Here is a 23,153-nt window from a genome sequence, read left to right on the forward strand (position 1 = left end):
TGAAATCTCCGGCGAATGCCTCGTTTTAGCCCCGTCTCCGGCATTCGTCCAGTGCTGCACACATCCGGTTTCAGGTTATGTCCGAAAGCCTGCAAAGCCGCGCTGCTTATTCCGGTGCGCTTCTGCAATTTTTGGGCGCAAGCCTATACTGGCGACTACAAGAAGTGATTCGGGAGCCCCACGATGTTCGCTCTCATGCAAAGCATTCGCCTTGAATCGCTGCACCTGAGCGTCGACCCGGTCACCGGGTTGAAGGCGGTCATTGCCATTCATAACAGCCGGCTCGGGCCTGCCCTGGGCGGTTGTCGTTACCTTGCCTATCCCAGCGACGAGTCAGCGATCGAGGATGCCATACGCCTGGCGCAAGGCATGAGCTACAAGGCTGCGCTGGCCAACCTGGCCCAGGGTGGCGGCGTGGCGGTGATTGTTCGTCCGATCCACGTTGAAAATCGCGCCGCGCTGTTTGAGGCGTTCGGACGCTGTATCGATCAGCTCGACGGTCGCTACATCACCGCCATCGACAGCGGCACCTCGGTGGCGGACATGGATTGCATCGCCCAGCAAACCCAGCACGTCACCAGCACCACGGCGGCTGGCGACCCCGCACCGCATGCCGCCATGGGCGTGTTCACCGGTATTCGAGCAACCGCGATGGCCCGTCTGGGCAGCGATAATCTGGAAGGCCTGCGGGTGGCCATTCAGGGGTTGGGCAATGTCGGTTATGCGCTCGCCGAACAACTGCACGCGGCGGGCGCGGAATTGCTGGTCAGCGATATCGATCACGGCAAGGTGCAGTTGGCGATGGAGCAACTGGGGGCTCACCCGATTGCCAACGATGCACTGCTCAGCACACCGTGCGACATCCTCGCGCCGTGCGGCCTGGGTGGCGTACTCAATAGCCACACCGTGACACAACTGCGCTGCTCGGCGGTGGCCGGCTCTGCGAACAACCAACTGACGCACCTGGAAGTCGCCGATCAACTGGAGCGGCGCGGCATTCTGTATGCGCCGGACTACGTGATCAATTCTGGTGGGCTGATCTACGTTTCGCTCAAACACCGTGGCGAAGAACTGACGACCATCACCGCGCACCTGTCGAAAATCGCCTCGCGGCTGACCGAAGTCTTCGCCCATGCCCAAGCGGAAAAACGTTCACCTGCGCGGGTGGCGGACGAGTTGGCAGAGAAAGTGTTGTACCGCTGAGCCGTTAATTTTCCCGGACATGAAAAAGGCCCTGAGTCCTTCGACTCAGGGCCTATTCAATTCGGGCATTACTTATTTCGGCGTCTTGGCCGCTTTCGCGGGCTTGGCCGGCGTCGGCTCAGCGGCTTCAGTCGACTCGGCAGGTTCAGCCTGTGCAACCACTTCCACCGGCACATTCAGCAGTTCGGACAAGGCATCCGGCTGGCTCTTGAATGCCTTGGCGAACACATCGCGATTCTTCGCCATGTAGATCCCGGCTTCTTCCACTTGCTGTTCGGTCAGGGACGGAACGGCTTTTTGCAACACTTCAGCCAGCAACTCAGCCAGTTCGAGCATTTTGTCATGACGGTCAGCTTCGGCTTTATCCATGAACAAGCGCTCCAGATCTCGGCTGCTGCGGTATACCACTTCGACGGCCATTCACCACCTCACATGCCTTCACGTTAGTTGTCTGTTTCGACCACTGTATTTATATACAGCGAAAAGGATAAGCGAATCCCTGCGCTTTGGGTAGTGGCTTTTTAATGTAGACCGAAATTGGCGTTTGTCAGGTGAACCGTGTTGCGCCCTTCGCGAGCAGACACCACAAAAGTGTCCAGTAACCGCCCATCTCCATCTCACGGAAAGCGACTGGCCTTTTTTCTGCATGCAGAACAACCGTCACGTCAATCCCGCATCATCCGCTCGAACCGAGCTAAGGAAGCATCATCGTGAAAATAAACTGGGCCGAGAACTTGCGGCAGAACGTGCACCAACTGGCCGAGTCCCTGGGCAACCTGTTCGTCGAGACCTTCCACTACCTGGCGTTGTTTGCCATCGGCGCGGTGACCGCGTATGCAGCGGTGATGGAATTCTTGCAGATGATCGAAGCAGGGCACATCAAGATCGACGACATCTTGCTGCTGTTCATCTACCTCGAGCTGGGCGCGATGGTCGGGATTTATTTCAAGACCAATCACATGCCGGTGCGATTCCTGATCTACGTGGCGATCACCGCGCTGACGCGGCTGCTGATCTCCAACGTCTCGCACCACAACCCGCCGGACGTGGGGATCATCTACCTGTGCGGCGGGATTCTGCTGCTGGCATTCTCGATTCTGGTGGTGCGCTACGCTTCGTCGCAATTTCCTTCGGTGAAGATCGAGCACCCGCAACGCAAGGTCGGTGCGGGTTCCAGTGAGCATCCCGAAGTGGAGAAGGGCGAGCTTTAAAGCCTGATCGCAGATCGCGGATGGCCTTTGACTGGCGGAGGTGGCAGGGAGCGACTGTCGCCGTCGGTCATGGCTTCGAGGATGGTCATGGCGCTGTGGCCTTGTTCGATGGCGATGCCGAACTGAATGCTTTGCACCAGGCGTTTCAGGCGCTTGGGGTCATTGCGTTGTTCGGCACTGATCATCCGTTTGGCCACTACACGGCCGCTGTTGGAGAGGGTCAGCATGATGCTGCCGTCCAGACCCTGAATGCTCAGGTTGATCTGGTAATCCGGTGCAAAGGCATCGGTAATGACCTGAAAGGGGTTGTCCATGATGCGTCACCGCTTGATTGAACGTGCAGTTGTTGACCGGCCATGTTCGGGTTGGTTCGCACCACCGGACCATCGGCAGATCGCTCGCTGAGATTTCAAAAGTCCGTTTGCCTCAGAGGTGACGTAGCAAGGGGCATGCCTGAAAAATTGTCGAACAATGATCACGGCAAAAAGCAGGCGGGCGCCCCGACAATCAGGCAGCCCGCCTTCTATTTGCCTGCCCGTTTCAGGGCATAAATGAAGAGATGACCGCAGACAGTGCAATCAGCACTCCACCCAGCTCACCGCCAAACCGCCACGTGAAGTCTCTTTGTATTTGTCATGCATGTCGGCGCCGGTGTCGCGCATGGTGCGGATCACCCGGTCCAGGGAAATAAAGTGTTTGCCGTCACCGCGCAGGGCCATTTGCGTGGCGTTGATCGCTTTCACCGCGGCAATCGCATTGCGCTCGATGCACGGTACTTGGACCAGGCCGCCGACCGGGTCGCAGGTCAGGCCGAGGTTGTGTTCCAGGCCGATTTCGGCGGCGTTCTCCAGTTGCTCCGGGGTGGCGCCGAGCACGTCGGCCAGACCGGCGGCTGCCATTGCGCAGGCCGAACCGACTTCGCCCTGACAGCCGACTTCCGCGCCGGAGATCGAGGCGTTTTTCTTGCACAGGATGCCGACTGCCGCCGCGCCCAGAAAGAACGCGACGACGTCGTCGTCCGACGCGTCCGGGTTGAACTTCGTGTAGTAATGCAGCACCGCCGGAATGATCCCCGCCGCACCGTTGGTCGGTGCCGTGACCATGCGTCCGCCCGCGGCGTTTTCCTCGTTTACGGCGAGGGCAAACAGGTTGACCCACTCCATCGCCGACAGGGTGGAGGTGATGACATTCGGCTTGCCGATTTCCAGCAGGCTGCGATGCAGTTTCGCCGCACGACGCGGGACGTTCAGGCCACCCGGCAGAATGCCTTCGTGACGCAAACCCTGCTCGACACACTTGCGCATCACCGACCAGATGTTCAGCAATCCCTGGCGGATCTCGGCTTCGCTGCGCCAGGCCAATTCGTTGGCCATCATCAATTGGGAAACGCGCAAACCGTGCTGATTGCAGAGCCGGAGCAATTCGGCGGCGCTGGAGAAATCGTAAGGCAGCACCACATCACCGGCAGGCGCGATGCCCGACTCGGCTTGCGCTGCTTCAATGATGAAACCGCCACCGACCGAGTAATACGTTTGCTCGTAGAGTTCGCCGGATTCGCCGAAGGCTGTCAGCGACATCGCGTTGGGGTGGAAAGGCAGGCTCTCGTCCAGCAGCAGGAGATCGCGCTGCCAGTCGAAGGCAATTGTTGTTTTGCCGGCCAGCGACAATTCACCGGTTTCGCGCAGTGTCTGGATACGGCCGTCGATGGAGGTGGGATCGATGCTGTCCGGCCATTCGCCCATCAGGCCCATGACACAGGCGCGGTCGGTCGCGTGGCCGACGCCGGTGGCTGACAGGGAGCCGTAAAGGCGGATTTCTACCCGACGTACGGCGTCCAGCACATGCTGGTCAACCAGCGCCTGGGCGAAGGTTGCGGCGGCGCGCATCGGGCCGACGGTGTGGGAGCTGGACGGACCGATGCCGATTTTGAAGAGATCGAAAACACTGATAGCCATGCTAAAGCCTATACAAGCAATGGAAGAGGAATCGCTGCCATTTTTGTAGGACCAGCGCAATGTCGGCGATACTGACGACCTCGGTCGACCGTGACCAACGAAACTTCCTAAGACAGCCTTTAGCAGGACTAAACGATGAGTCGTCTATTGCATGCCCAGACCTACGTCTGGCTGCACGTGTTTTCCTGTGCCGCGCGGCACTTGTCGTTCACCCGTTGCGCCGAAGAGCTGCACATCACGCCAGGGGCGGTCAGTCAGCAAATCCGGCAGCTGGAAGAGCGGTTGGGCTTTCGACTTTTCCACCGTCGCGCTCGGGGCGTGGAGCTGAGCGCTGAAGGTCAGCGCCTGGCCATTACCGTCAACGAGGCTTATGGCAGCATTGATGCAGAATTGCGTCGTCTGGACGCCGGAATGATCAGCGGAACGCTGCGGCTGCGCTCGATTCCGTCATTCCTGAGCAAATGGCTGACCCCACGCTTGCCACGATTACAACAGCGTTTTCCGGACATCCAGTTACGTCTCGTGGCCGAGGACAGCAGCGTGCCGCTGCACGAAGGTGATTTCGATCTGGCCATCGACCTGAACGATGGCAGCTACCCCGGCCTGCTATCCACCGCTTTGCTCGACGAGCAGATTTTCCCGGTCTGTGCACCGAGCCTGTTGCGCGGACGACCGCCACTGCATGGTCCGGCGGACCTGGTGCATTTCCCGTTGTTGCACGACATCACCGCCTGGCGCGGAAGCTATGAATACGCGGAATGGGAGTTTTACCTCAATGCCATCGGCTTCGAGGGCGCCGACGTACGGCGCGGTCACACGTTCAATCGTAATCACCTGACCATTGAAGCGGCCATTGCCGGGATGGGCGTGGCGATTGCGCGGCGCACGTTGCTCAACGATGAGCTGGAGCGGGGGACATTGATCGTGCCGTTCGGGCTGGCGGTACCCAATCACAAGCGCTACATGCTGCTGTATGCACCGGGGGCCTTGAGCCATCCGGGCGTGCGCGCGGTGCATGACTGGCTGGTGGAGGAGGCGGGGATCTTTCGAAGTTTGCACCCGCAGGCAGAGCAGCAGATGTGAGCAATTATGACAAAGGAGTGCGTCGACCCAACTCCCGACCTTAACAGCGCTTTTACCCGTTGTCCGGCTTTTTTTGCGAATCCAGATTTATCTTTTTTTAGGGGTTGAATTGTTCTGCGCGCAGACCGATTGTGTAAGTAAGAGGTCACGGTGATAACGCCCAAGGGCTCGCCGAAGGGCCTCTCGCGAGCTAGCTGAAATAAGGGATGAACTATGCAAATCCAAGTCAACAGCGATAACCATATTCAAAGCAGCATCCGACTGGAGGAGTGGGTACGTACTACCATTGAGAGCACGCTCGAACGTTACGCAGAGGACCTGACCCGCGTCGAGGTCCACCTGGCAGACGAAAATGGCGACAAGCCCGGACCGCACGACATGCGCTGCCAGCTTGAAGCGCGGCCAAAAGGCCACCAACCGATTTCTGTCACCCATAAAGCCGATAACCTGGAACTGGCGATCGACGGCGCGGCCGAAAAACTTGAACATGCGCTGGAACACCTGTTTGGCAAACTGCGAGGCAAACCACGTGCCGCGGTAGTGCCGTTCGAACGAGCCGCAGCCGATGAGCTGCTGGAAGAAGAGTTTCTCGAGAACGAACAGGCCGCGCAAAACGGCTGACAGATGATTCACTTTTTACCTTTCCACTACTGACAACGGGCCTGCTGATGCAGGCCCGTTCTTGTTTCTGGGTCCGCAAATTCCTGTGCCTTCACGGGATCTCTGTGGAGAGGGCTTGCCCCCGTTGGGCTGCGATGCAGTCCTGGAACCCTCCAATGAGTTGTATCAGGCAAACCCTAATGGCAGGTTTAGCGACTGCTTCGCAGCCGAACGGAACACGCCCCCTCGCCACAGGGAAGTCAACGGCCGCAATCGGATCTCTTTGCGTATGAGAATATTTATCATTAATATTGCGCCCTCGCTGGCCCCATGACTTTCACGCGGCCTCATCGGTTTCAAGGTCGCAACATGAAAGACACCACCACGCTCGCGGTTTTCTCTCCCGAATCACACGACGAGGAGCATCGTGGGGCGCGTGCGCATTTCCTTCAGGTGTTTCTTTCCCAGCGTTCGCAGATGGAAGCCCTGGTGAACCGGCGCGTGGGGTGTCGGGCGACGGCGGCGGATCTGGTGCAGGACTTGTTCTTGCGTTTCTGGCGTCGGCCGCTGGTGCAGGTCGAGGAACTCAGCACCTACCTGCTGCGTTGCGCCGGCAACATCGCCATCGACCATTTGCGCAGCGAAGGCGCGCGGGTGCGGGTCAATGAAGGCTGGCTGCCGGAGGCACCAGACAGCCACGGCAGTGAGCCGCAAGCCGCGCTGGAAGCCGGCAACGATTTGCGTCACGTCGAAGCGGCACTGCGCGCCTTGCCGGAACGCACGCGGCAAATTTTCTTGCTCAACCGGATCCACGGTCGCAAATACGCCGAAATCGCCAAGGCCATGGGCTTGTCCCAAAGCGCCGTGGAAAAACATATGATGCGCGCCCTCGATGCCTGCAAGGCCAGCCTGCGGGAACCGCCAACGCGCACGCCAGGGAAAGCACCGTGAGTCAGCTCGACCGCGTCACCCCGACGCCCGCTCAGGAGCAGACCGCCTTCGCATGGCTGTGCCTGCTGCACGACCAGCCCAGCAGTGGCGATCAACTTACATTCAGTCACTGGTTGCAGGCGGACCCCGCCCATGCCGAGGCTTATGCACAGGCCCTGGTGCTGTGGGAAATGAGCGAATCGCCAGCGCGAACCCTGGCCGATGAAGACGCTTTCGCCCTGCAGGGCTATCTCAATGCCATGAATCAATCACGCCGCCACACCGTGCGGCGGTGGTCGGGTGCGCTGGCGACGGCGGCGTGCCTGTTGTTGATGATCAGTCTCGGCGCGGGTTGGCAGCCTGCGCGATGGATTGACGATCTGGGCGCGGACTATGTCTCGGCGCCGGGCGAGATTCGCACCGTGACGCTGGCGGATCAGTCGCAAGTTACGCTGGATGCCGACAGCGCCATCGCGGTGGATTTCAGTCGAGGTGAACGGCATATCCAGTTGCGGCGCGGCGCCGGGTTTTTCAGCGTGACGCATACGGGCGATCCGTTTGTGGTCGACGCCGAGAAAGGTCAGGCACGGGTGCTGGGCACGCAGTTTGAGGTGCGACTGCAACCGCAGGGGGCTCGGGTCACGGTGTTGTCCGGACGTGTCGGCGTGATAGCGAAGAAGTACGCCGAGCCACAGATCCTGACCGCCGGCCAACAAGTGGCCTTCGGCGGCGGCGCGGTGGAGAAACTGCACGCCGTCGACAGCGAGGCGCAGTTGGCCTGGCGTCAGGGCTGGCTCAATTACTACAAGGCGACGTTGGCGGAGGTGGTGCAGGACCTCGGGCGGTATTACCCGGGGCGGATCATGTTGCTCAACGATGAACTGGCGAAGCAGCGAATCAGTGGCAGCTTTCCGAGCAAGGACCCACAGGCGGTGTTGAGTTCGTTGCAGGGGGTGTTGGGGTTTGAGCAGCACCCTGTGTTGGGGCTGATTATTTTGCGTTAAGGCTCGCGATGAGGACAGATCAAACACCACATCCCTCAAAACAAAAATATTTTCAAAATTCCAGTGAGGTAAACCCAACCCCCATCCGTGTAGTGACTGAAACTGCGAGTCATTCGCATCCGTAACGGTTCTACACAGGTCATTGAGCAATGAAGTCCAGGGCAAAATCGGGTTCGGTCACACAGTGGTTGGGTGGTTCGGCATTGAGTATTTCGGCGCTGGCCTTGATGCCATTGAACATCGCCTCGGCGACGGAAGCCAACAACACGCAACAGCGTGCCCCGTTCAGTTTCGCCATCGCCGCCAAACCACTGCCCCAGGCCCTGAGCGACTTCAGCCGGGTCACCGGCATCAGCGTGGTCTACACCGACGAAGCGCCGTACGGCCTCAACGCTCCAGCGATCAACGGTCAGTTGAGTGCCGAGCAAGCCATGCAGCGATTGCTTAGCGGCTCGGGATTCACCTTCCGCCGCACCGATGCGCAAACCCTGATGCTTGAACCCGTGCCCACCGCCGGCACCTTGAACCTGGGCGCGACCACCATCACCTCGGTCGCCGATCAATCCATGAGCTATCAGCCGCCGCCCACCAGTTCGGTGATGCGCTCATCGGCCTTGCTCCAGGAAATCCCGCAGACCGTCAACATCGTCCCGGCCCAGGTCATTCGCGATCAGTTGCCGCGCCATCTGGATGACGCGCTGGCCAATGTCAGCGGCATCACCCAGGGCAATACGCTGGCGAGCACTCAGGATTCGGTGATGACTCGCGGTTTCGGTGACAACCGTAATGGTTCGATCATGCGCGACGGCATGCCGATCGTGCAGGGCCGCGGCATGAATGAAAGTGTCGATCGTGTCGAAGTGCTCAAGGGGCCGGCCTCGTTGCTGTACGGCATCCAAGACCCGGGCGGCGTGGTCAATCTGGTGAGCAAGAAGCCGGAGCTCGAGCAATACAATGCCCTGACCCTGCGCGGCTCGACCTATGGCGATGGCAAAAACGGCAGCGGTGGCAGCCTCGACAGCACGGGTGCACTCGGCACCTCCGGCCTCGCTTACCGCATGGTGCTGGACCACGAAGATGAAGATTACTGGCGCAATTTCGGCACCCACCGCGAGTCGCTGGTGGCGCCGTCGCTGGCCTGGTTTGGCGAGAGCACCAAGCTGCTGTTCTCCTACGAACACCGCGAGTTCCTGACCCCGTTCGACCGTGGCACGATCATCGATCCGCGCACCAACCACCCGCTGGACATCTCGCGCAACGAGCGCCTCGACGAGCCGTTCAACAACATGGAAGGCCGTTCGGACCTCTACCACTTCGAGGCCGATCACGAACTCAACGACAACTGGAGCGCCCACTTCGGCTATAGCTGGAACCGTGAAACCTACGACGCCAGCCAAGTGCGCGTCACCGCCATCGACACCCGAAAAGGCACGCTGACCCGCAGCATGGACGGCACGCAGAATGCGATCAGCACCGACCGCTTCACCACCGCCAGCCTCGAAGGCAATGTCGAGTTCGCCGGAATGAAACACGACCTGGTGTTCGGCGTCGATGACGAGTACCGCAAGATCTACCGCGAAGACCTGATCCGCCAGAAAAGCCTGAGCACCTTCAGCTACGTCAACCCGGTCTACGGCCGCGAAGTCGCTGGCACCACGGTCAGCCCGGCGGACAGTGCGCAAACCGATGAACTGCGCAGCGATTCGATCTTCCTGCAGGACTCGATTCACCTCACTGACAAATGGATTTTCGTCGCCGGTGGGCGCTTCCAGGAGTATGACCAATACGCCGGTAAAGGCGTGCCGTTCCGGGCCAACACCGACAGCCACGGCCAGAAGTGGATACCGCGCGCAGGCCTGGTCTATCGCTACACCGATGAATTGTCGTTTTACGGCAGCTACACCGAATCGTTCAAACCTAACTCCACCATCGCGCCGTTGAGCGGCAGCAGCACCGTGCTCGACGGCAGCGTCGCGCCGGAAGAAGCCAAAGCCTGGGAAATCGGCGCCAAGTTCGATCTGTCGGGGCGCATCACCGGTGACATCGCACTGTTCGACATCAAGAAACGCAACGTGCTGGTGGCCAATTCCGAAGGCCCGGTGACGATTTACAGCGCCGCCGGCGAAGTGCGTTCCCGTGGCCTGGAAGTGGATGTGACCGGTCAACTGACGGACCGCTGGAGCATGATCGGCAGCTACGCCTACACCGACGCCGAAGTCACCGAAGACCCAGACTACAAAGGCAAGCAGCTGCAAAACGTCGCCAGGAACAGCGGCTCGCTGTCGGCGGTCTATGACGTCGGCACCATTATCGGCGGTGATCAGTTGCGGGTCGGCGCGGGGGCGCGTTATGTCGGTGAACGAGCGGGTAACGCGGTGAACGATTTTGACCTGCCGAGCTATACCGTGGCGGATGCGTTCGCGACCTACGACACCCAGGTTGAAGGGCAGCGGGTCAAGTTTCAGCTTAACGTGAAGAACCTGTTTGACCGCACGTATTACACCTCGGCGGCGAGCCGGTTCTTTGTGTCGATGGGGGATTCGCGGCAGGTGTTGTTGTCGAGCACTTTGGAGTTCTGAACGACGGCCCCGTCATCGTTCTTCGCGAGCAAGCCCGCTCCCACATTCGACCGAGTTCTCACATGGGAATGCGTTCAAATGTGGGAGCGGGCTTGCTCGCGAAGGCGGTCTGACAGACACCAATAATCTTCAGGATTACCGCAAAAACGCCTGCCGATATTCCCCTGGCGTCCCACCCAAAGCCTGCCGAAACCGATTGGTAAAATGACTCGCACTGGCAAACCCGCACGCCAACGCAATTTCCCCCAACGGCTGCGACGTCGAGCGCAATAAATCCCGCGCCCGGCTCAGCCTGCGAGCCAACACATACTGATGCGGCGGCAAACCAAAGCTCTCGCGAAACATCCGCGCAAAGTGGTATTCCGACAGCGCACACCGCGCCGCCAGTTGCCCAAGGCTGATGGCCTCGGCCAACTGGTGATCGATGAACTCCACCAACTGCCGCCGCTGATGCGCCGCCAATCCACCCTTGAGCCGCAACCCCTCACGCATGCCGATTTGGCCAAGCAACACGTGGCTGAGCAGTTCATGGGCCAGGCTGCTGGTCAGCAAACGTTCGCCGGGTTCATTCCAGTTGAGGGTCAGCATGTGTCGAAAGCGCAGGGCTTGCGCCGGATCGTCGAGGAAAGTGCCTTCGCGTAATTGCAGTTCACGCGGTTCGCGGTCCAGCAGGGTGACGCAGCCGAGAGCGAATTGTTCAGGGCTGAAATACACGTGGGCCAGGCGAATATCGCCGTTGATCACCCAGCCTGACTGGTGATCCGCCGGCAGAATGCACAGTTTGTCCGGGCCGCCCTTGGTGCCGGGTTGACCGCGGCGAAACGTGCCGGTGCCGCCGGCGATGTAGCACGACAGCGTGTGATGACTCGGCGCTTCGTAGTCCTGGGCGTCGTGATGATTGCTCCACAAGGCTGCAGCCATACCGTCACCGAGCTCGGCACTGTGCTCGAGGCGAGCATTGGGCGAGCGGTTGAGGGCTTGAAAGACTTGCAGTGATTCCAGTGCGGGCATGATCGGTTCTCTCCAACGCCTTGCATCCTACTCCGTAGACCTTGGCCTGCCAGCCTCTGAGCCGACAAAAGCGCAAGTTTATGCAAGTGCAGAAAGGGGCGGTGCAGGACACTGAGCCCCTATCGAGGAGTGTTTGCCATGAATCTGTCGTTGTACTTGCTGACCGTGCTGATCTGGGGCACCACCTGGATTGCCCTGAAATGGCAATTGGGCGTGGTGGCGATTCCGGTGTCGATCGTCTATCGCTTCGGCCTCGCGGCGTTGGTGCTGTTTGCGATGTTGCTGTTGAGTCGACGCCTGCAAGTGATGAATCGGCGTGGTCACTTGATCTGTCTGGCGCAGGGGTTGTGCCTGTTCTGCGTCAACTTCATGTGCTTCCTGACCGCCAGTCAGTGGATCCCCAGCGGTCTGGTCGCCGTGGTGTTTTCCACCGCGACGCTATGGAACGCCCTGAATGCGCGGGTGTTCTTCGGCCAGAAAATCGCGCGCAATGTGCTGATGGGCGGGGCGTTGGGCTTGTTCGGGCTGGGGCTGCTGTTCTGGCCTGAACTGGCGGGCCACACCGCAAGCCCGGAAACCTTGCTCGGCCTGGGCCTGGCGCTGCTCGGAACCCTGTGCTTCTCGGCCGGCAACATGCTGTCGAGCCTGCAACAGAAGGCCGGTCTGAAACCACTGACCACCAACGCCTGGGGCATGGCGTATGGCGCGGCGATGTTGTCGGTGTGGTGCCTGGTCAAAGGCATTCCTTTCGACATCGAATGGAGCACACGTTACATCGGCTCTTTGTTGTACCTGGTCATTCCCGGTTCCGTGATCGGCTTCACCGCTTACCTGACATTGGTGGGCCGCATGGGGCCAGAACGCGCGGCCTATTGCACGGTGTTGTTCCCGGTGGTGGCGCTGAATGTGTCGGCGTTTGCCGAAGGCTACCAATGGACCGCACCGGCGCTGGTGGGGTTGGTGTTGGTGATGCTGGGCAACGTCCTGGTGTTTCGTAAACCCAAGGCACCGACGTTGCAGGGGAATGGCACATTGGCTTGAACGAACGGGCAGACGCTTGAAAACGTCTGCCCGTTGTCAATTAGCCTTTCCAGACTTGCGGGTTGACCAGATCTTGCGGGCGCTCGCCCAGCAAGGCGCTGCGCAAGTTATTCAAGGCACGGTTGGCCATGGCTTCACGGGTTTCGTGAGTGGCGGAACCGATGTGCGGCAAGGTCACCGCGTTTTTCAGCTGGAACAGTGGCGACTCGGCCAACGGTTCTTTTTCGTAGACGTCCAGGCCGGCGCCGCGAATGCGGTTGGTTTGCAGCGCTTCAATCAGGGCCGGCTCGTCGACCACGGGGCCACGCGCAATGTTGATCAGGATTGCACTCGGCTTCATCAGCGCCAGTTCGCGATGGCTGATCAGGTGTTTGGTCTTTTCGCTGAGCGGCACGACCAGACAGACAAAATCGGCTTCGGCCAGCAGTTGATCCAGCGTGCGGAATTGCGCGCCGAGCTCTTGTTCCAGCTCGGTCTTGCGGCTGTTGCCGCTGTAAATGATCGGCATGTTGAAGCCCAGGCGACCGCGACGGGCAATGGCCGCGCCGATGTTGCCCATGCCGACGATGCCCAGGGTTTTGCCGTGCACATCGGTGCCGAACAACGGCGCGCCGACGGTGGCTTGCCATTGGCCAGCCTTGGTCCAGGCGTCCAGCTCGGCAACGCGGCGCGCGCTGCTCATCAGCAGGGAAAACGCCAGGTCGGCGGTGCTTTCGGTGAGCACGTCCGGGGTGTTGGTCAGCATGATCCCGCGTTCGTTGAAGTAGGCGACGTCGTAGTTGTCGTAGCCGACCGAGACGCTGGACACCACTTCCAGTTTGGTGGCGTTCTCCAGTTGTGCACGCCCGAGTTTGCGACCGACACCGATCAGGCCGTGGGCGTGGGGCAGGGCTTCGTTGAACTGGGCGTTGATGTCGCCGTTTTTCGGGTTTGGCACGATCACGTCGAAGTCTTGTTGCAGGCGTTCAACCATTTGCGGCGTGACGCGGCTGAAGGCGAGGACAGTCTTTTTCATGGGAGGAGGGCTCGTCGGGCGTGGAGAATGCCAAGCACGCTATCATTCTTCCCCGCTTTTGTACGAGTGCCCGGACGTCGGATATGCGCCACTTCAAACTGTGGGAGCGGGTTTGCTCGTCATGGCGTCCTGACAGACGACCATGCTCTTCCTTGGTGTACATATCCGTTGCTGCGGTAACGGCCGCTAATGGTTCCGCCCTTACGGCGTGTCACTTTGGCAAACGCCCCAAAGTAACCAAAGGTCTCGCCCCGAGCGTCCGGCCCCTCGCCAGGGCTCGGCGTTCCTTCGCTCCGGTATCCATCCGGGGACACTGCCCTCCGGTCTGCTTCGCGACGACCTACATGCAGCGTGTTCGACTGCGTCGAACGGCGCTGCGCGCCACTCCCCGGATGCACACCTCCACTCAGCCTCCCGAGGGGGCGGGTGAATCAAGATCAAGAGCTGCAGGCGAGCTAACGCTCGGCCTGTTGAGTGGTGAGAAGCGGCTGGTGTACGCCGATCAATTGTAGGAGCCTGGCTTGCCAGCGATGGCGGCCTGACAGCCGACCATTCTCTGGCAGATGTACACCGATCCACCGTAGGAGCCGAGCTCGCTCGCGATAGCAGACTCACATTCAACGTTGATGGCGACTGACACTCCGTCATCGCGAGCAAGCTCGGCTCCTACAGGGATTGACGCATCAGTGGGATCAGCGATGTGGCGCGGGTTTGGGCAGTACGAGGTTGTCCATCATCCGGTTCGCGGCCAGTTCGGCGAGCATGACGATTTGCTGGATGGCCATGGCGGTGTTGCGGTGCGGGCCTTCCAGGTAGGCGGCAAAATCGCCGGCCATCACGCTGGCCTGAGCCAGGGATTCACAGGTGTGAGCCAGCAGGTCTTCGTCCTTGAGGTCCGGTGCAAGCATGAACATTGTGCTGGGTTTGCGGGTGGGCGGTGATTTCAGGGCCGCAGGGTTGAGGTAGTGATTCAACGCACGCTCGGTGGCGTCGTGGAATTTTTTGGAATCGATGGATTCGTAGGGGGAAACGTCGTCGGTTTCCGGAGGATTCGGGGTTTCTTTGATCATATGGAAGTTACTCAATGGCGATGAAATGGAGCTGCCATCTTTCGATTTCCAGGCGAAAGGGTGGCAACTGTGCGCGGACTGGAAAAACCGGACCACCATCACACCCGGCAGACCCGAAGGTCTCCCGCGCACAGCCGCCATAACAAAGAACTGCGTGCAAAAAATCGCCGCAGTATGCCATGAGGTGTGATGGAGGGTTGTCAGGTTTTCCAGACCCGATCGCTGATTTGGCAGCGACCCACAAAGCCTACCCATTTCCCGTCTGACCCAACAACCGACAGAACGCGTCGGAATCCTTCCCCAAAATCAGCGCGTCTGTAGGACCGTGAAATCAGTTGGCCAGCCGAGCCCCGCCCAGACTCCCACTCAATTCATACGCCGCCAACTCCGCCTGATGCGCCGCCAGAATTTCCGGCAACGAGCCGCGCAGGTACTCGACCCAGGTCTTGATCTTCGCGTCGAGATATTGCCGTGAAGGGTAAATCGCATACAGGTTCAATTCCTGCGAGCGGTAATTCGGCATCACTCTTACCAGCGTGCCGTTGCGCAAGCCTTCAATTGCCGCATACACCGGCAAGACGCCTACGCCCATGCCGCTGGTGATCGCGGTCTTCATTGCGTCCGCCGAGTTCACCAGAAACGGTGAACTGTTGATGGTTACTGTCTCCTGGCCGTCGGGTCCGTCGAAGGCCCATTTTTCCAGCGGGATCACCGGGCTCACCAGGCGCAGGCACATGTGGTTCAGCAGGTCGCTGGGCTTTTGCGCGCAACCGTTGGCTTTCACGTACGCCGGCGAGGCGCAGACGATGCTGTAGGTGATGCCCAGGCGCTGGGACACGAAGCCCGAATCAGGCAGTTCGCTGGCGAGGACGATGGACACGTCGTAGCCCTCGTCGAGCAAGTCCGGCACGCGGTTGGCCATGGTCAGGTCGAAGGTCACGTCCGGGTGCGTCTTGCGATAACGGGCGATGGCGTCGATCACGAAGTGCTGACCGATGCCGGTCATGGTGTGCACCTTGAGCTGTCCGGCCGGACGTGCGTGGGCATCGCTGGCCTCGGCTTCGGCTTCTTCGACGTAGGCGAGGATCTGCTCGCAGCGCAACAGGTAGCGCTTGCCCGCTTCGGTCAACGCGATGCGGCGGGTGGTGCGGTTGAGCAGGCGGGTTTGCAGGTGGGCTTCCAGGTTGGAGACCGCGCGCGAGACGTTGGCGGTGGTGGTGTCCAGTTGCACGGCGGCGGCGGTGAAACTGCCAGCCTCGGCCACGTAACTGAAGGCGCGCATGTTTTGCAAAGTGTCCATGGGGTGCTCTCAAGGGAGATGGCAAATTGTGACACAAGGTTTCAAAGTCTGAGACCCCGACCAAGGGATTATCGCGTTAACGGTAACAAAGATTCACAAGAATCCCAGCTTATCGCCGTTCCGGCCGCCCCCTAGAATTGCGCATCTCCGAAATACCCCCCCACCTCAGGAAATCGCAGCAGTGCCGCGTCGCATCAGCAGAGCGCTTCAGACGCTCAGTGTTTTGGCTTTAACCCTGGCAATTAGCGGCTGCATCGGTACCGCAGGTATCGCCCCGCAGGGCAAGGCACTGGAGGCCGACTCGCTGGCCACCGACGAAGCCATTCAACACGCCGCGCAGGACGCGCACTGGCCCACCGCTCAATGGTGGCAGGCCTATGGCGACCCGCAACTGAACCGCTGGATCGACCTCGCCGTGCAAGGCAGCCCGAGCATGGCCATGGCGGCGGCGCGAGTGCGCCAGGCCAAATCGATGGCCGGCATTGCCGAGTCCGCCGAGTCGTTGCAGGTCAATGGCGAATCCACCCTCAAGCGCCACAACTGGCCCACCGATCAGTTCTATGGGCCGGGCGAACTGGCCAACACGACCACCTGGGACAACAACGCGGCGCTGGGCTTCAGCTATGCGCTCGATCTGTGGGGGCGCGAAAGCAACGCGACCGAGCGTGCCGTGGACATGGCGCACATGAGCGCCGCCGAAGCACGTCTGGCGCAGCTGGAATTGCAGAACAACATCGTGCGCGCCTACATCGAACTGTCGCTGCATTACGCCCAGCGCGACATCGTCGAAGCGACGCTGCTGCAGCAACAGCAGATTCTCGACCTCGCACAGAAGCGTCTGGACGGTGGCATCGGCACGCACTTTGAAGTCAGTCAGGCGCAAACGCCGTTGCCGGAAACCCATCGGCAAATCGATGCGCTGGACGAAGAAATCGCCCTCAGCCGCAACCAGCTCGCGGCCCTGGCCGGTTTTGGTCCGGGGGAGGGCGCGAAGGTGCAGCGGCCAACGCTGTCGTTGGGCGCCGCGCTGAAACTGCCGTCGTCGCTGCCCGCGCAATTGCTCGGCCAACGCCCGGACGTGGTTGCCAGTCGCTGGCAAGTGGCGGCGCAAGCGCGCGGCATTGATGTCGCCCACGCCGGTTTTTATCCCAACGTCGATCTGGTCGGCAGCCTCGGCTACATGGCCACCGGCGGTGGGGCGCTGGAGTTCTTGACCGGCAAAAAACTCAACTACAGCGTTGGCCCCGCGATCTCGTTGCCGATCTTCGATGGCGGGCGTTTGCGCTCGGAGTTGGGCGAAGCGTCGGCGGGGTATGACGTCGCCGTGGCCAAGTACAACCAGACGCTGGTGAATGCGCTGAAGAGCATCTCCGATCAATTGATCCGCCGCGAGTCGATGGACAAGCAGCAGGCCTTCGCCGCCGAGTCCGTGGCCACGGCGCAGAAAACGTATGACATCGCGATGATCGCCTATCAGCGCGGCTTGACCGACTACCTCAATGTGCTGAATGCGCAGACGTTGCTGTTCAAGCAGCAGCAGGTGCAGCAGCAGGTGCAGGCGGCGCGGTTAAGTGCGCATGCGGAACTGGTGACGGCGTTGGGTGGCGGGCTTGGCGCGGGGAATGATGTGCCGAAAGATAGCCAGACCCAGGCCCCGAAAACCCCGAGTCTCCTGAAGTGAACTCGGCCCCTGTAGGAGTGAGCCTGCTCGCGATGAGGCCGTGTCAGTCAATGCATGTGTCGCCTGACACTCCGCCATCGCGAGCAAGCTCGCTCCCACAGGTTCTGCGTCTGAATCGAATCTTAATGAGCAGGCTTTCATGACTCCCTTGCCCGCCCCCTTGCGCTGGCTGTATTCCCTTGAATGGCGCCGGGGCTTTTTTGACTGGGCGCGCAGCGATGGCGTGACCTGGGTCTACATCTTCAAGGTGTTGTTCGCCGCTTTCCTGACCTTGTGGCTGGCGATGCGCCTGGAGTTGCCGCAACCGCGCACCGCGATGATCACCGTGTTCATCGTCATGCAGCCGCAAAGCGGTCAGGTGTTCGCCAAGAGTTTTTACCGCTTTCTCGGCACCTTGACCGGCTCGGCGGTGATGGTGGCGCTGATTGCCTTGTTCGCGCAAAACACCGAACTGTTCCTCGGCTCGCTGGCGATCTGGGTCGGCATCTGCTCGGCTGGTGCGGCGCGGTATCGCAACTTTCGCGCCTACGGTTTTGTGTTGGCCGGGTACACCGCCGCGATGGTCGGTTTACCGGCGTTGGCGCACCCGGACGGCGCGTTCATGGCCGCCGTTTGGAGGGTGCTGGAAATCTCCCTCGGCATTCTCTGCTCGACGCTGGTCAGCGCCGCGATCCTGCCGCAAACCGCCAGCGCCGCGATGCGCAACGCCTTGTACCAGCGCTTCGGTGTGTTCGCGTTGTTCGTCACCGATGGCTTGCGCGGTCGCAGCAAACAGGAGGCTTTTGAAGCCAGCAATGTGCGCTTCATCGCTGAAGCGGTGGGGCTGGAAGGCTTGCGCAGCGTGACCGTGTTCGAAGACCCGCACATGCGTCGGCGCAACGGTCGGCTCAATCGTTTGAACAGCGAATTCATGGGCATCACCACCCGCTTCAACGCCTTGCATCAGTTGCTCGAACGCTCGCGCAGCAGCGGCGCCGAGCCGGCGGTCGCGGCAATCAAACCGGGTCTGCAGGACCTGGCGGAAGTGCTCGACGGTTTCAGCGGTCGTGCCCTGACCGACGCAGACGCCGCACGCCTGGTTGTCGAGTTGAGCGCGTATAAAGAAGGTTTGCCGACGCGGGTTCGCCGCTTGCGGGCGACCTTTCAGGAGAGCAACCCGAGCGACGCCGAGCTGCTGGATTTCCACACCGCGTACGAGTTGCTCTATCGCTTCGTCGACGACCTGCACAGTTATGCACAGACCCACGCATCCTTGGCCGATCACAGCCATGCGCGGGAGCAATGGGACGAGCCGTTCACCCCGCAAACCAACTGGATGGCCTCGGCGGCGTCGGGGATTCGGGCGGCGTTCATTCTGGTGGTGCTCGGCAGCTATTGGGTGGCGACCGCATGGCCCAGTGGCGCAACGATGACCTTGATTGCGGCGGCAACTGTCGGCCTTTCAGCCGCCACGCCAAACCCTAAACGCATGGCGTTTCAGATGGCCTGCGGGACGTTCCTTGGCGCACTGATCGGTTTCGTCGAGATGTTTTTCATCTTCCCGTGGATCGACGGTTTCCCGCTGCTGTGCGTGATGCTCGCGCCGGTGATCGTGCTCGGTTCGTTCCTCACGTCGCGCCCGCAATACGCCGGGGTCGGCCTCGGTTTGCTGATCTTCTTCAGCACCGGCTCGGTGCCGGACAACCTCACGGTCTACAACCCTTACGCCTTCATCAACGACTACATCGCCATGGTGTTGGGCATGCTCGTCTGCGCGGCGGCCGGGGCGATTATTTTGCCGCCAAACAGCCGCTGGTTGTGGCGCCGGCTCGAGCAGGACCTGCGCGGGCAAGTGGTGTATGCGATCAGCGGCAAGCTCAAGGGGCTGGCGTCGAGTTTCGAAAGCCGCACGCGGGACTTGCTGCATCAGGCGTATGGCCTCGCGGCGGGCCAACCGCAGGTACAAAGCAACTTGCTGCGCTGGATGTTCGTGGTGCTGGAAGTCGGTCACGCGATCATCGAGTTGCGCAAGGAACAGGCGATTCTGCCGGTGCATCCGGCGTATGCCGAATCGCAGCCGTGGCGCCAGGCAATCCGCGTGATGGGCCGTTCGCTGGTGCGGCTGTTTCTGCAACCGAACCAGAACAATCTGGAGCGCAGTCTGATCGCGGTCGACCATGCGATCAGCCGTGTGCAAGCCACCGATGAACCTTTCGCACCGCACTTCGACACCTCGGCCCTGCGCCGGGTGAAGAGCTACCTGCACTTCATTCGTACCTCGTTGCTGGACCCGCAATCGCCACTTTCGGCCTACACGAAAACCGAGCCACAAGGACTTGCACATGCCTCGTGAAATCGCCTTCCACGGCGTGTACATGCCGACCATGACGCTGATGTTTTTCATCGCCGCCGCACTGGCGTGGGCGCTGGACCGGTTCTTGTCCGGGTTCGACCTGTACCGCTTCTTCTGGCACCCGGCGCTGCTGCGCCTGAGCCTGTTTACCTGTTTGTTCGGCGCCCTGGCGCTGACCGTTTATCACTGACTCTCTATTTCTGAAGAAGGCCCTGATGAAACAGCTTTTCAGCCTGCTCGCCACCCTGTTGGTGCTGGCCCTCGCACTATGGATCGGCCGGACCTTGTGGGTGCATTACATGGACACCCCGTGGACCCGCGACGGTCGGGTACGCGCCGACATCATCAACGTCGCCGCCGACGTCACCGGGGAAGTCGTGGACGTGCCGGTGCGCGACAACCAACAGGTGAAGAAGGGCGATTTGCTGATGCAGATCGACCCCGAACACTACCGTATCGCGGTCAAGCAGGCGCAGTCGCTGGTGGCTTCACGCAAGGCCACGTGGGAGATGCGCAAGGTCAATGCCCGTCGCCGCGCCGACATGGATAACCTGGTTATTTCGAAGGAAAATCGCGACGACGCCAGCAACATCGCCGACTCGGCACTGGCCGATTATCAACACGCGCAAGCGCAACTCGAAGCCGCCGAACTCAACCTCAAACGCACCGAGGTGCGGGCGGCGGTGGACGGGTATGTGACCAACCTCAACGTGCATCGTGGCGACTACGCGCGCATCGGCGAAGCGAAGATGGCCGTGGTCGATATGAACTCGTTCTGGGTGTACGGCTTCTTCGAGGAAACCAAATTGCCCCATGTGCGGGTGGGCGATAAGGCCGACATGCAATTGATGAGCGGCGAGGTGCTGAAGGGGCATGTGGAGAGCATTTCTCGCGGCATCTACGACCGGGATAACCCGGAGAGTCGCGAGCTGATTGCCGATGTGAACCCGACGTTTAACTGGGTGCGTTTGGCGCAGCGGGTGCCGGTGCGGATTCACATTGATGACGTGCCGGAGGGCGTGCTTTTGGCAGCGGGGATTACCTGTACGGTGGTGGTTAACTAGCCGTTGGACCGAGTGGCGGCCTTCGCGAGCAAGCCCGCTCCCACATTCGATCTTCAGTGAACGCAAAAGATGTGATCGACGCAGCTCAAGTGTGGGAGCGGGCTTGCTCGCGAAGGCCGCGACTCGGTCTCACTCTTTGCAAAACGTCTCATGCAAGTGCCGCCAGATAATCCTGCCATCGGCGGCGGCCTTCTCAAACACCACCGTCGAACGCCGATCCGAATGCAGCCCGGTGGCATCGGTCTGTTGTTCGCGATAAGTCACCACCGCGCCGCCGTCATACAGCGCCACACCGCGCAAGTCACTGAGCTCGATCCTGAACCCGAGCTTCTTCCCACCGGCCATCTGGAACAACTCGCTCAAGGCCTCGTAATCCAGCACTCGGCCCAATGGCGAGATCATGGAGAACTGTGGCGAAAACCGGCTCAGCAGTTGTTCAAGCTCCAAGTCGTCTCGTTCTTCGGCCAGCCATTGTTCGATGGCGACGTGGGCCTGGATGACTTCGTCGAAGTAGTCGGTGTAGTCGGTCATTGAAGTGTGTTCCTGAAATGTTCTGTGTTTGTTCGGACGCCATCGCGAGCAGGCTCACTCCTGCAAGGTTCTGTTGGGTGGCAGAGATAGCATCCACACCCAAGATCCCTGTAGGAGCGAGCCTGCTCGCGATGGCGTCGGCCCGGTTTCAGAGTTGTCCACGCAACCCGAACCGCTTCATCAACCCCGATTCCAGCAACCCCTTCGGCAGCAATCCCGCCAACAAGGGCAACGCCCGGCTGCCATTGCCCAATCGAATCAAACGCGGTGGCGTGCCCTGCTGCACCGCCTTGAGCACCCCCTGAGCAAATTCCCGGGCCGGCGTCGGCTTGTCCTGAGACGCTTTGGCCCGCGCACGAATGCCTTCACGCAGTGGAAACCACGGCGAATGCTCAGTGATCAATTGTTCAGCTTCATGCCCGGCATTCTTGGCGAAACTTGATTCGATGGCGCCCGGCTGGACCTCCATTACGCGGATACCGAACGGCGCCAGCTCCATGCGCAACGCATCGCTCAACGCATGCACGGCGGCCTTCGAGGCGCAGTAGGCACCGGCAAACGGCGTGACCAAAATCCCGGAAACGCTGCCGATGTTCACCACCAAACCCTTGGCGCGACGCAGCACCGGGAACAGCGCACGGGTGACGCCGACAATCGCAAACACGTTGGTTTCGAATTGCCGCTGCATCGCCGGTACACCGCCATCAAGCAGCGGCCCCATTGCGCCATAACCGGCGTTGTTGATCAGAATGTCGAGGCCGCCATGTTGCTGATTGATCTGCTCGCTCAGCTGTTCGAGCGCGGCGCCATCATTGACATCCAGTTGCACGGCAGTGAACCCGGCAGCGGCTAATGCGGCCACGTCTTCGGCCTTGCGGGCGCTGGCCCAGACTTCGTAGCCGGCAGCTTTGAACACGTCGGCGAGGGCGCGGCCAATGCCGCTGGAGCAACCGGTAATCAACGCAACGGGCATGGCGCGGTCCTTGTGCAAAGAAAGAAGTGGGTTAGTCGGAGAAACTACCCTGCAAACGCTCGGCGCGAAACTCCAGCGTTTGTGGGCGATAGCCGGGACGCAATGGCGGCAAGGGCAAACAGTCTTCCCAGTTGGCGCCTGCCTGCAATTCACCGGGGCCACGATAGCGTGGGGCTTCATATTGGTTATCGGCCAGATTGACCGTATCGCCCGGCGCATAGGCGGCGATGCGCCAGCGCAATTCGGTTAGCGGTACGTCGTTGCCGTTGTTCATTTTCAACTGCAACGGGCGATCCGCCGGGCACTGCTCTGGCGCGTAGGCGATACGCAGCTCCAGCCGGGCGAGTTGCTTGACTTCACGGTTGTCCAGCCAGATCACCCAAGTGGCCACCAGGCCCAAACCGATGGCGGCCGCCATCGACACGGGCAACGCCCTGGATGGGTAGCGCAGCAACAGGATCAGCCAGGTGATGACCAGCAGGACACCGATGAACATGTGGGTACGCTCCTTGAACTCATGAGCCTCATCCTACCGAAGGGCCGCCGCAATGGACATTCGCGTATCAAGCG

At 60.6% G+C, this 23,153-nt stretch carries 21 protein-coding genes and 1 pseudogene; 12 read left to right on the plus strand and 10 right to left on the minus strand.

Going from position 1 to position 23,153, the window contains the following annotated elements; all coding sequences use genetic code 11:
• The first annotated feature begins 183 nt into the window (after positions 1–183).
• Positions 184–1,203 carry a Glu/Leu/Phe/Val dehydrogenase family protein gene (locus NL116_RS05425; RefSeq protein ID WP_494376312.1) on the plus strand — a complete coding sequence of 340 codons (1,020 nt, stop codon included), beginning with the start codon at positions 184–186 and terminating at the stop codon, positions 1,201–1,203.
• Positions 1,204–1,383: 180 nt separating this feature from the next.
• On the opposite strand, the pseudogene NL116_RS05430 reads toward NL116_RS05425, so the two are convergent.
• A pseudogene (locus NL116_RS05430) lies at positions 1,384–1,623 on the minus strand (YebG family protein); the annotation flags it as partial.
• Positions 1,624–1,913: 290 nt separating this feature from the next.
• Between NL116_RS05430 and NL116_RS05435 the strand changes: the two are divergent.
• Positions 1,914–2,414 carry a phosphate-starvation-inducible protein PsiE gene (locus tag NL116_RS05435; protein ID WP_027924586.1) on the plus strand — a complete coding sequence of 167 codons (501 nt, stop codon included), beginning with the start codon at positions 1,914–1,916 and terminating at the stop codon, positions 2,412–2,414.
• Here NL116_RS05435 and NL116_RS05440 read toward each other — a convergent pair.
• Complete coding sequence (locus tag NL116_RS05440) at positions 2,411–2,728, minus strand: DUF3509 domain-containing protein (RefSeq protein WP_494376313.1); 318 nt, start codon at positions 2,726–2,728, stop codon at positions 2,411–2,413. The two genes, NL116_RS05435 and NL116_RS05440, sit on opposite strands and share 4 nt — an antisense overlap.
• A 264-nt stretch (positions 2,729–2,992) precedes the next feature.
• On the minus strand, positions 2,993–4,369 hold the full coding sequence (locus tag NL116_RS05445; protein WP_494376314.1) for an L-serine ammonia-lyase: 1,377 nt from the start codon (positions 4,367–4,369) through the stop codon (positions 2,993–2,995).
• A gap of 135 nt (positions 4,370–4,504) precedes the next feature.
• Here NL116_RS05445 and NL116_RS05450 point away from each other — a divergent pair, with 135 nt between their 5' ends.
• The 5 genes from NL116_RS05450 to NL116_RS05470 all read left to right on the plus strand — a co-directional run bounded on the left by NL116_RS05450 (position 4,505) and on the right by NL116_RS05470 (position 10,565).
• The gene (locus tag NL116_RS05450; RefSeq protein WP_494376315.1) at positions 4,505–5,452 is read left to right on the plus strand and encodes a LysR substrate-binding domain-containing protein; all 948 of its coding nucleotides are present in this window, start codon (positions 4,505–4,507) and stop codon (positions 5,450–5,452) included.
• Positions 5,453–5,665: 213 nt separating this feature from the next.
• A complete protein-coding gene (locus NL116_RS05455) occupies positions 5,666–6,073 on the plus strand; it encodes an HPF/RaiA family ribosome-associated protein (RefSeq protein ID WP_494376316.1) in 408 nt (135 codons plus the stop codon).
• A 348-nt stretch (positions 6,074–6,421) separates the two neighbouring features.
• Complete coding sequence (locus NL116_RS05460) at positions 6,422–7,003, plus strand: RNA polymerase sigma factor (RefSeq protein WP_494376317.1); 582 nt, start codon at positions 6,422–6,424, stop codon at positions 7,001–7,003.
• Entirely contained in the window at positions 7,000–7,986 is a 987-nt protein-coding gene (locus tag NL116_RS05465; RefSeq protein WP_494376318.1) for a FecR family protein, read from the plus strand. Before NL116_RS05460 ends, NL116_RS05465 begins: the two co-directional genes overlap by 4 nt.
• Positions 7,987–8,135: 149 nt before the next feature.
• Positions 8,136–10,565 carry a TonB-dependent siderophore receptor gene (locus NL116_RS05470; RefSeq protein ID WP_494376319.1) on the plus strand — a complete coding sequence of 810 codons (2,430 nt, stop codon included), beginning with the start codon at positions 8,136–8,138 and terminating at the stop codon, positions 10,563–10,565.
• 135 nt (positions 10,566–10,700) lie between these two features.
• Here the strand turns inward: NL116_RS05470 and NL116_RS05475 are convergent, their stop codons facing one another.
• Positions 10,701–11,576, minus strand: coding sequence for a helix-turn-helix domain-containing protein (locus tag NL116_RS05475; protein WP_494376320.1), 876 nt, complete (start codon positions 11,574–11,576; stop codon positions 10,701–10,703).
• 138 nt (positions 11,577–11,714) lie between these two features.
• Here NL116_RS05475 and NL116_RS05480 point away from each other — a divergent pair, with 138 nt between their 5' ends.
• The gene (locus tag NL116_RS05480) at positions 11,715–12,617 is read left to right on the plus strand and encodes a DMT family transporter (RefSeq protein ID WP_494376321.1); all 903 of its coding nucleotides are present in this window, start codon (positions 11,715–11,717) and stop codon (positions 12,615–12,617) included.
• Positions 12,618–12,657: 40 nt separating this feature from the next.
• Here NL116_RS05480 and NL116_RS05485 read toward each other — a convergent pair whose 3' ends face one another.
• From NL116_RS05485 to NL116_RS05495, 3 genes are all read right to left on the minus strand, one after another.
• The gene (locus NL116_RS05485; RefSeq protein WP_494376322.1) at positions 12,658–13,632 is read right to left on the minus strand and encodes a 2-hydroxyacid dehydrogenase; all 975 of its coding nucleotides are present in this window, start codon (positions 13,630–13,632) and stop codon (positions 12,658–12,660) included.
• Between the two features lie 692 nt (positions 13,633–14,324).
• Positions 14,325–14,702 carry a DUF6124 family protein gene (locus NL116_RS05490; RefSeq protein ID WP_494376323.1) on the minus strand — a complete coding sequence of 126 codons (378 nt, stop codon included), beginning with the start codon at positions 14,700–14,702 and terminating at the stop codon, positions 14,325–14,327.
• Positions 14,703–15,033: 331 nt separating this feature from the next.
• On the minus strand, positions 15,034–16,002 hold the full coding sequence (locus NL116_RS05495; RefSeq protein WP_027924598.1) for a LysR family transcriptional regulator: 969 nt from the start codon (positions 16,000–16,002) through the stop codon (positions 15,034–15,036).
• Positions 16,003–16,183: 181 nt separating this feature from the next.
• Here NL116_RS05495 and NL116_RS05500 point away from each other — a divergent pair, with 181 nt between their 5' ends.
• The 4 genes from NL116_RS05500 (at position 16,184) to NL116_RS05515 (ending at position 21,079) form a co-directional block, all read left to right on the plus strand.
• Positions 16,184–17,683 carry an efflux transporter outer membrane subunit gene (locus NL116_RS05500; protein ID WP_494376324.1) on the plus strand — a complete coding sequence of 500 codons (1,500 nt, stop codon included), beginning with the start codon at positions 16,184–16,186 and terminating at the stop codon, positions 17,681–17,683.
• Positions 17,684–17,822: 139 nt separating this feature from the next.
• On the plus strand, positions 17,823–20,015 hold the full coding sequence (locus tag NL116_RS05505) for an FUSC family protein (RefSeq protein ID WP_494376325.1): 2,193 nt from the start codon (positions 17,823–17,825) through the stop codon (positions 20,013–20,015).
• Positions 20,005–20,205, plus strand: coding sequence for a DUF1656 domain-containing protein (locus NL116_RS05510; protein ID WP_008153498.1), 201 nt, complete (start codon positions 20,005–20,007; stop codon positions 20,203–20,205). The genes NL116_RS05505 and NL116_RS05510 overlap by 11 nt, the downstream gene beginning before the upstream one ends.
• 25 nt (positions 20,206–20,230) lie before the next feature.
• Positions 20,231–21,079 carry an efflux RND transporter periplasmic adaptor subunit gene (locus NL116_RS05515; protein ID WP_494376326.1) on the plus strand — a complete coding sequence of 283 codons (849 nt, stop codon included), beginning with the start codon at positions 20,231–20,233 and terminating at the stop codon, positions 21,077–21,079.
• Between the two features lie 129 nt (positions 21,080–21,208).
• On the opposite strand, the gene NL116_RS05520 is transcribed toward NL116_RS05515, so the two are convergent.
• From NL116_RS05520 to NL116_RS05530, 3 genes are all read right to left on the minus strand, one after another.
• Positions 21,209–21,610, minus strand: coding sequence for a DUF4440 domain-containing protein (locus NL116_RS05520; protein WP_494376327.1), 402 nt, complete (start codon positions 21,608–21,610; stop codon positions 21,209–21,211).
• 148 nt (positions 21,611–21,758) lie between these two features.
• Positions 21,759–22,583 (minus strand): SDR family oxidoreductase, encoded by an 825-nt coding sequence (locus NL116_RS05525; RefSeq protein ID WP_494376328.1) that lies wholly within the window; start codon positions 22,581–22,583, stop codon positions 21,759–21,761.
• Positions 22,584–22,614: 31 nt separating this feature from the next.
• Positions 22,615–23,079, minus strand: a complete 465-nt coding sequence (locus NL116_RS05530; RefSeq protein WP_494376329.1) for a multidrug transporter — start codon at positions 23,077–23,079, stop codon at positions 22,615–22,617.
• Positions 23,080–23,153: the final 74 nt, after the last annotated feature.

It is taken from the genome of Pseudomonas sp. FBCC-B1667, from assembly GCF_059133255.1.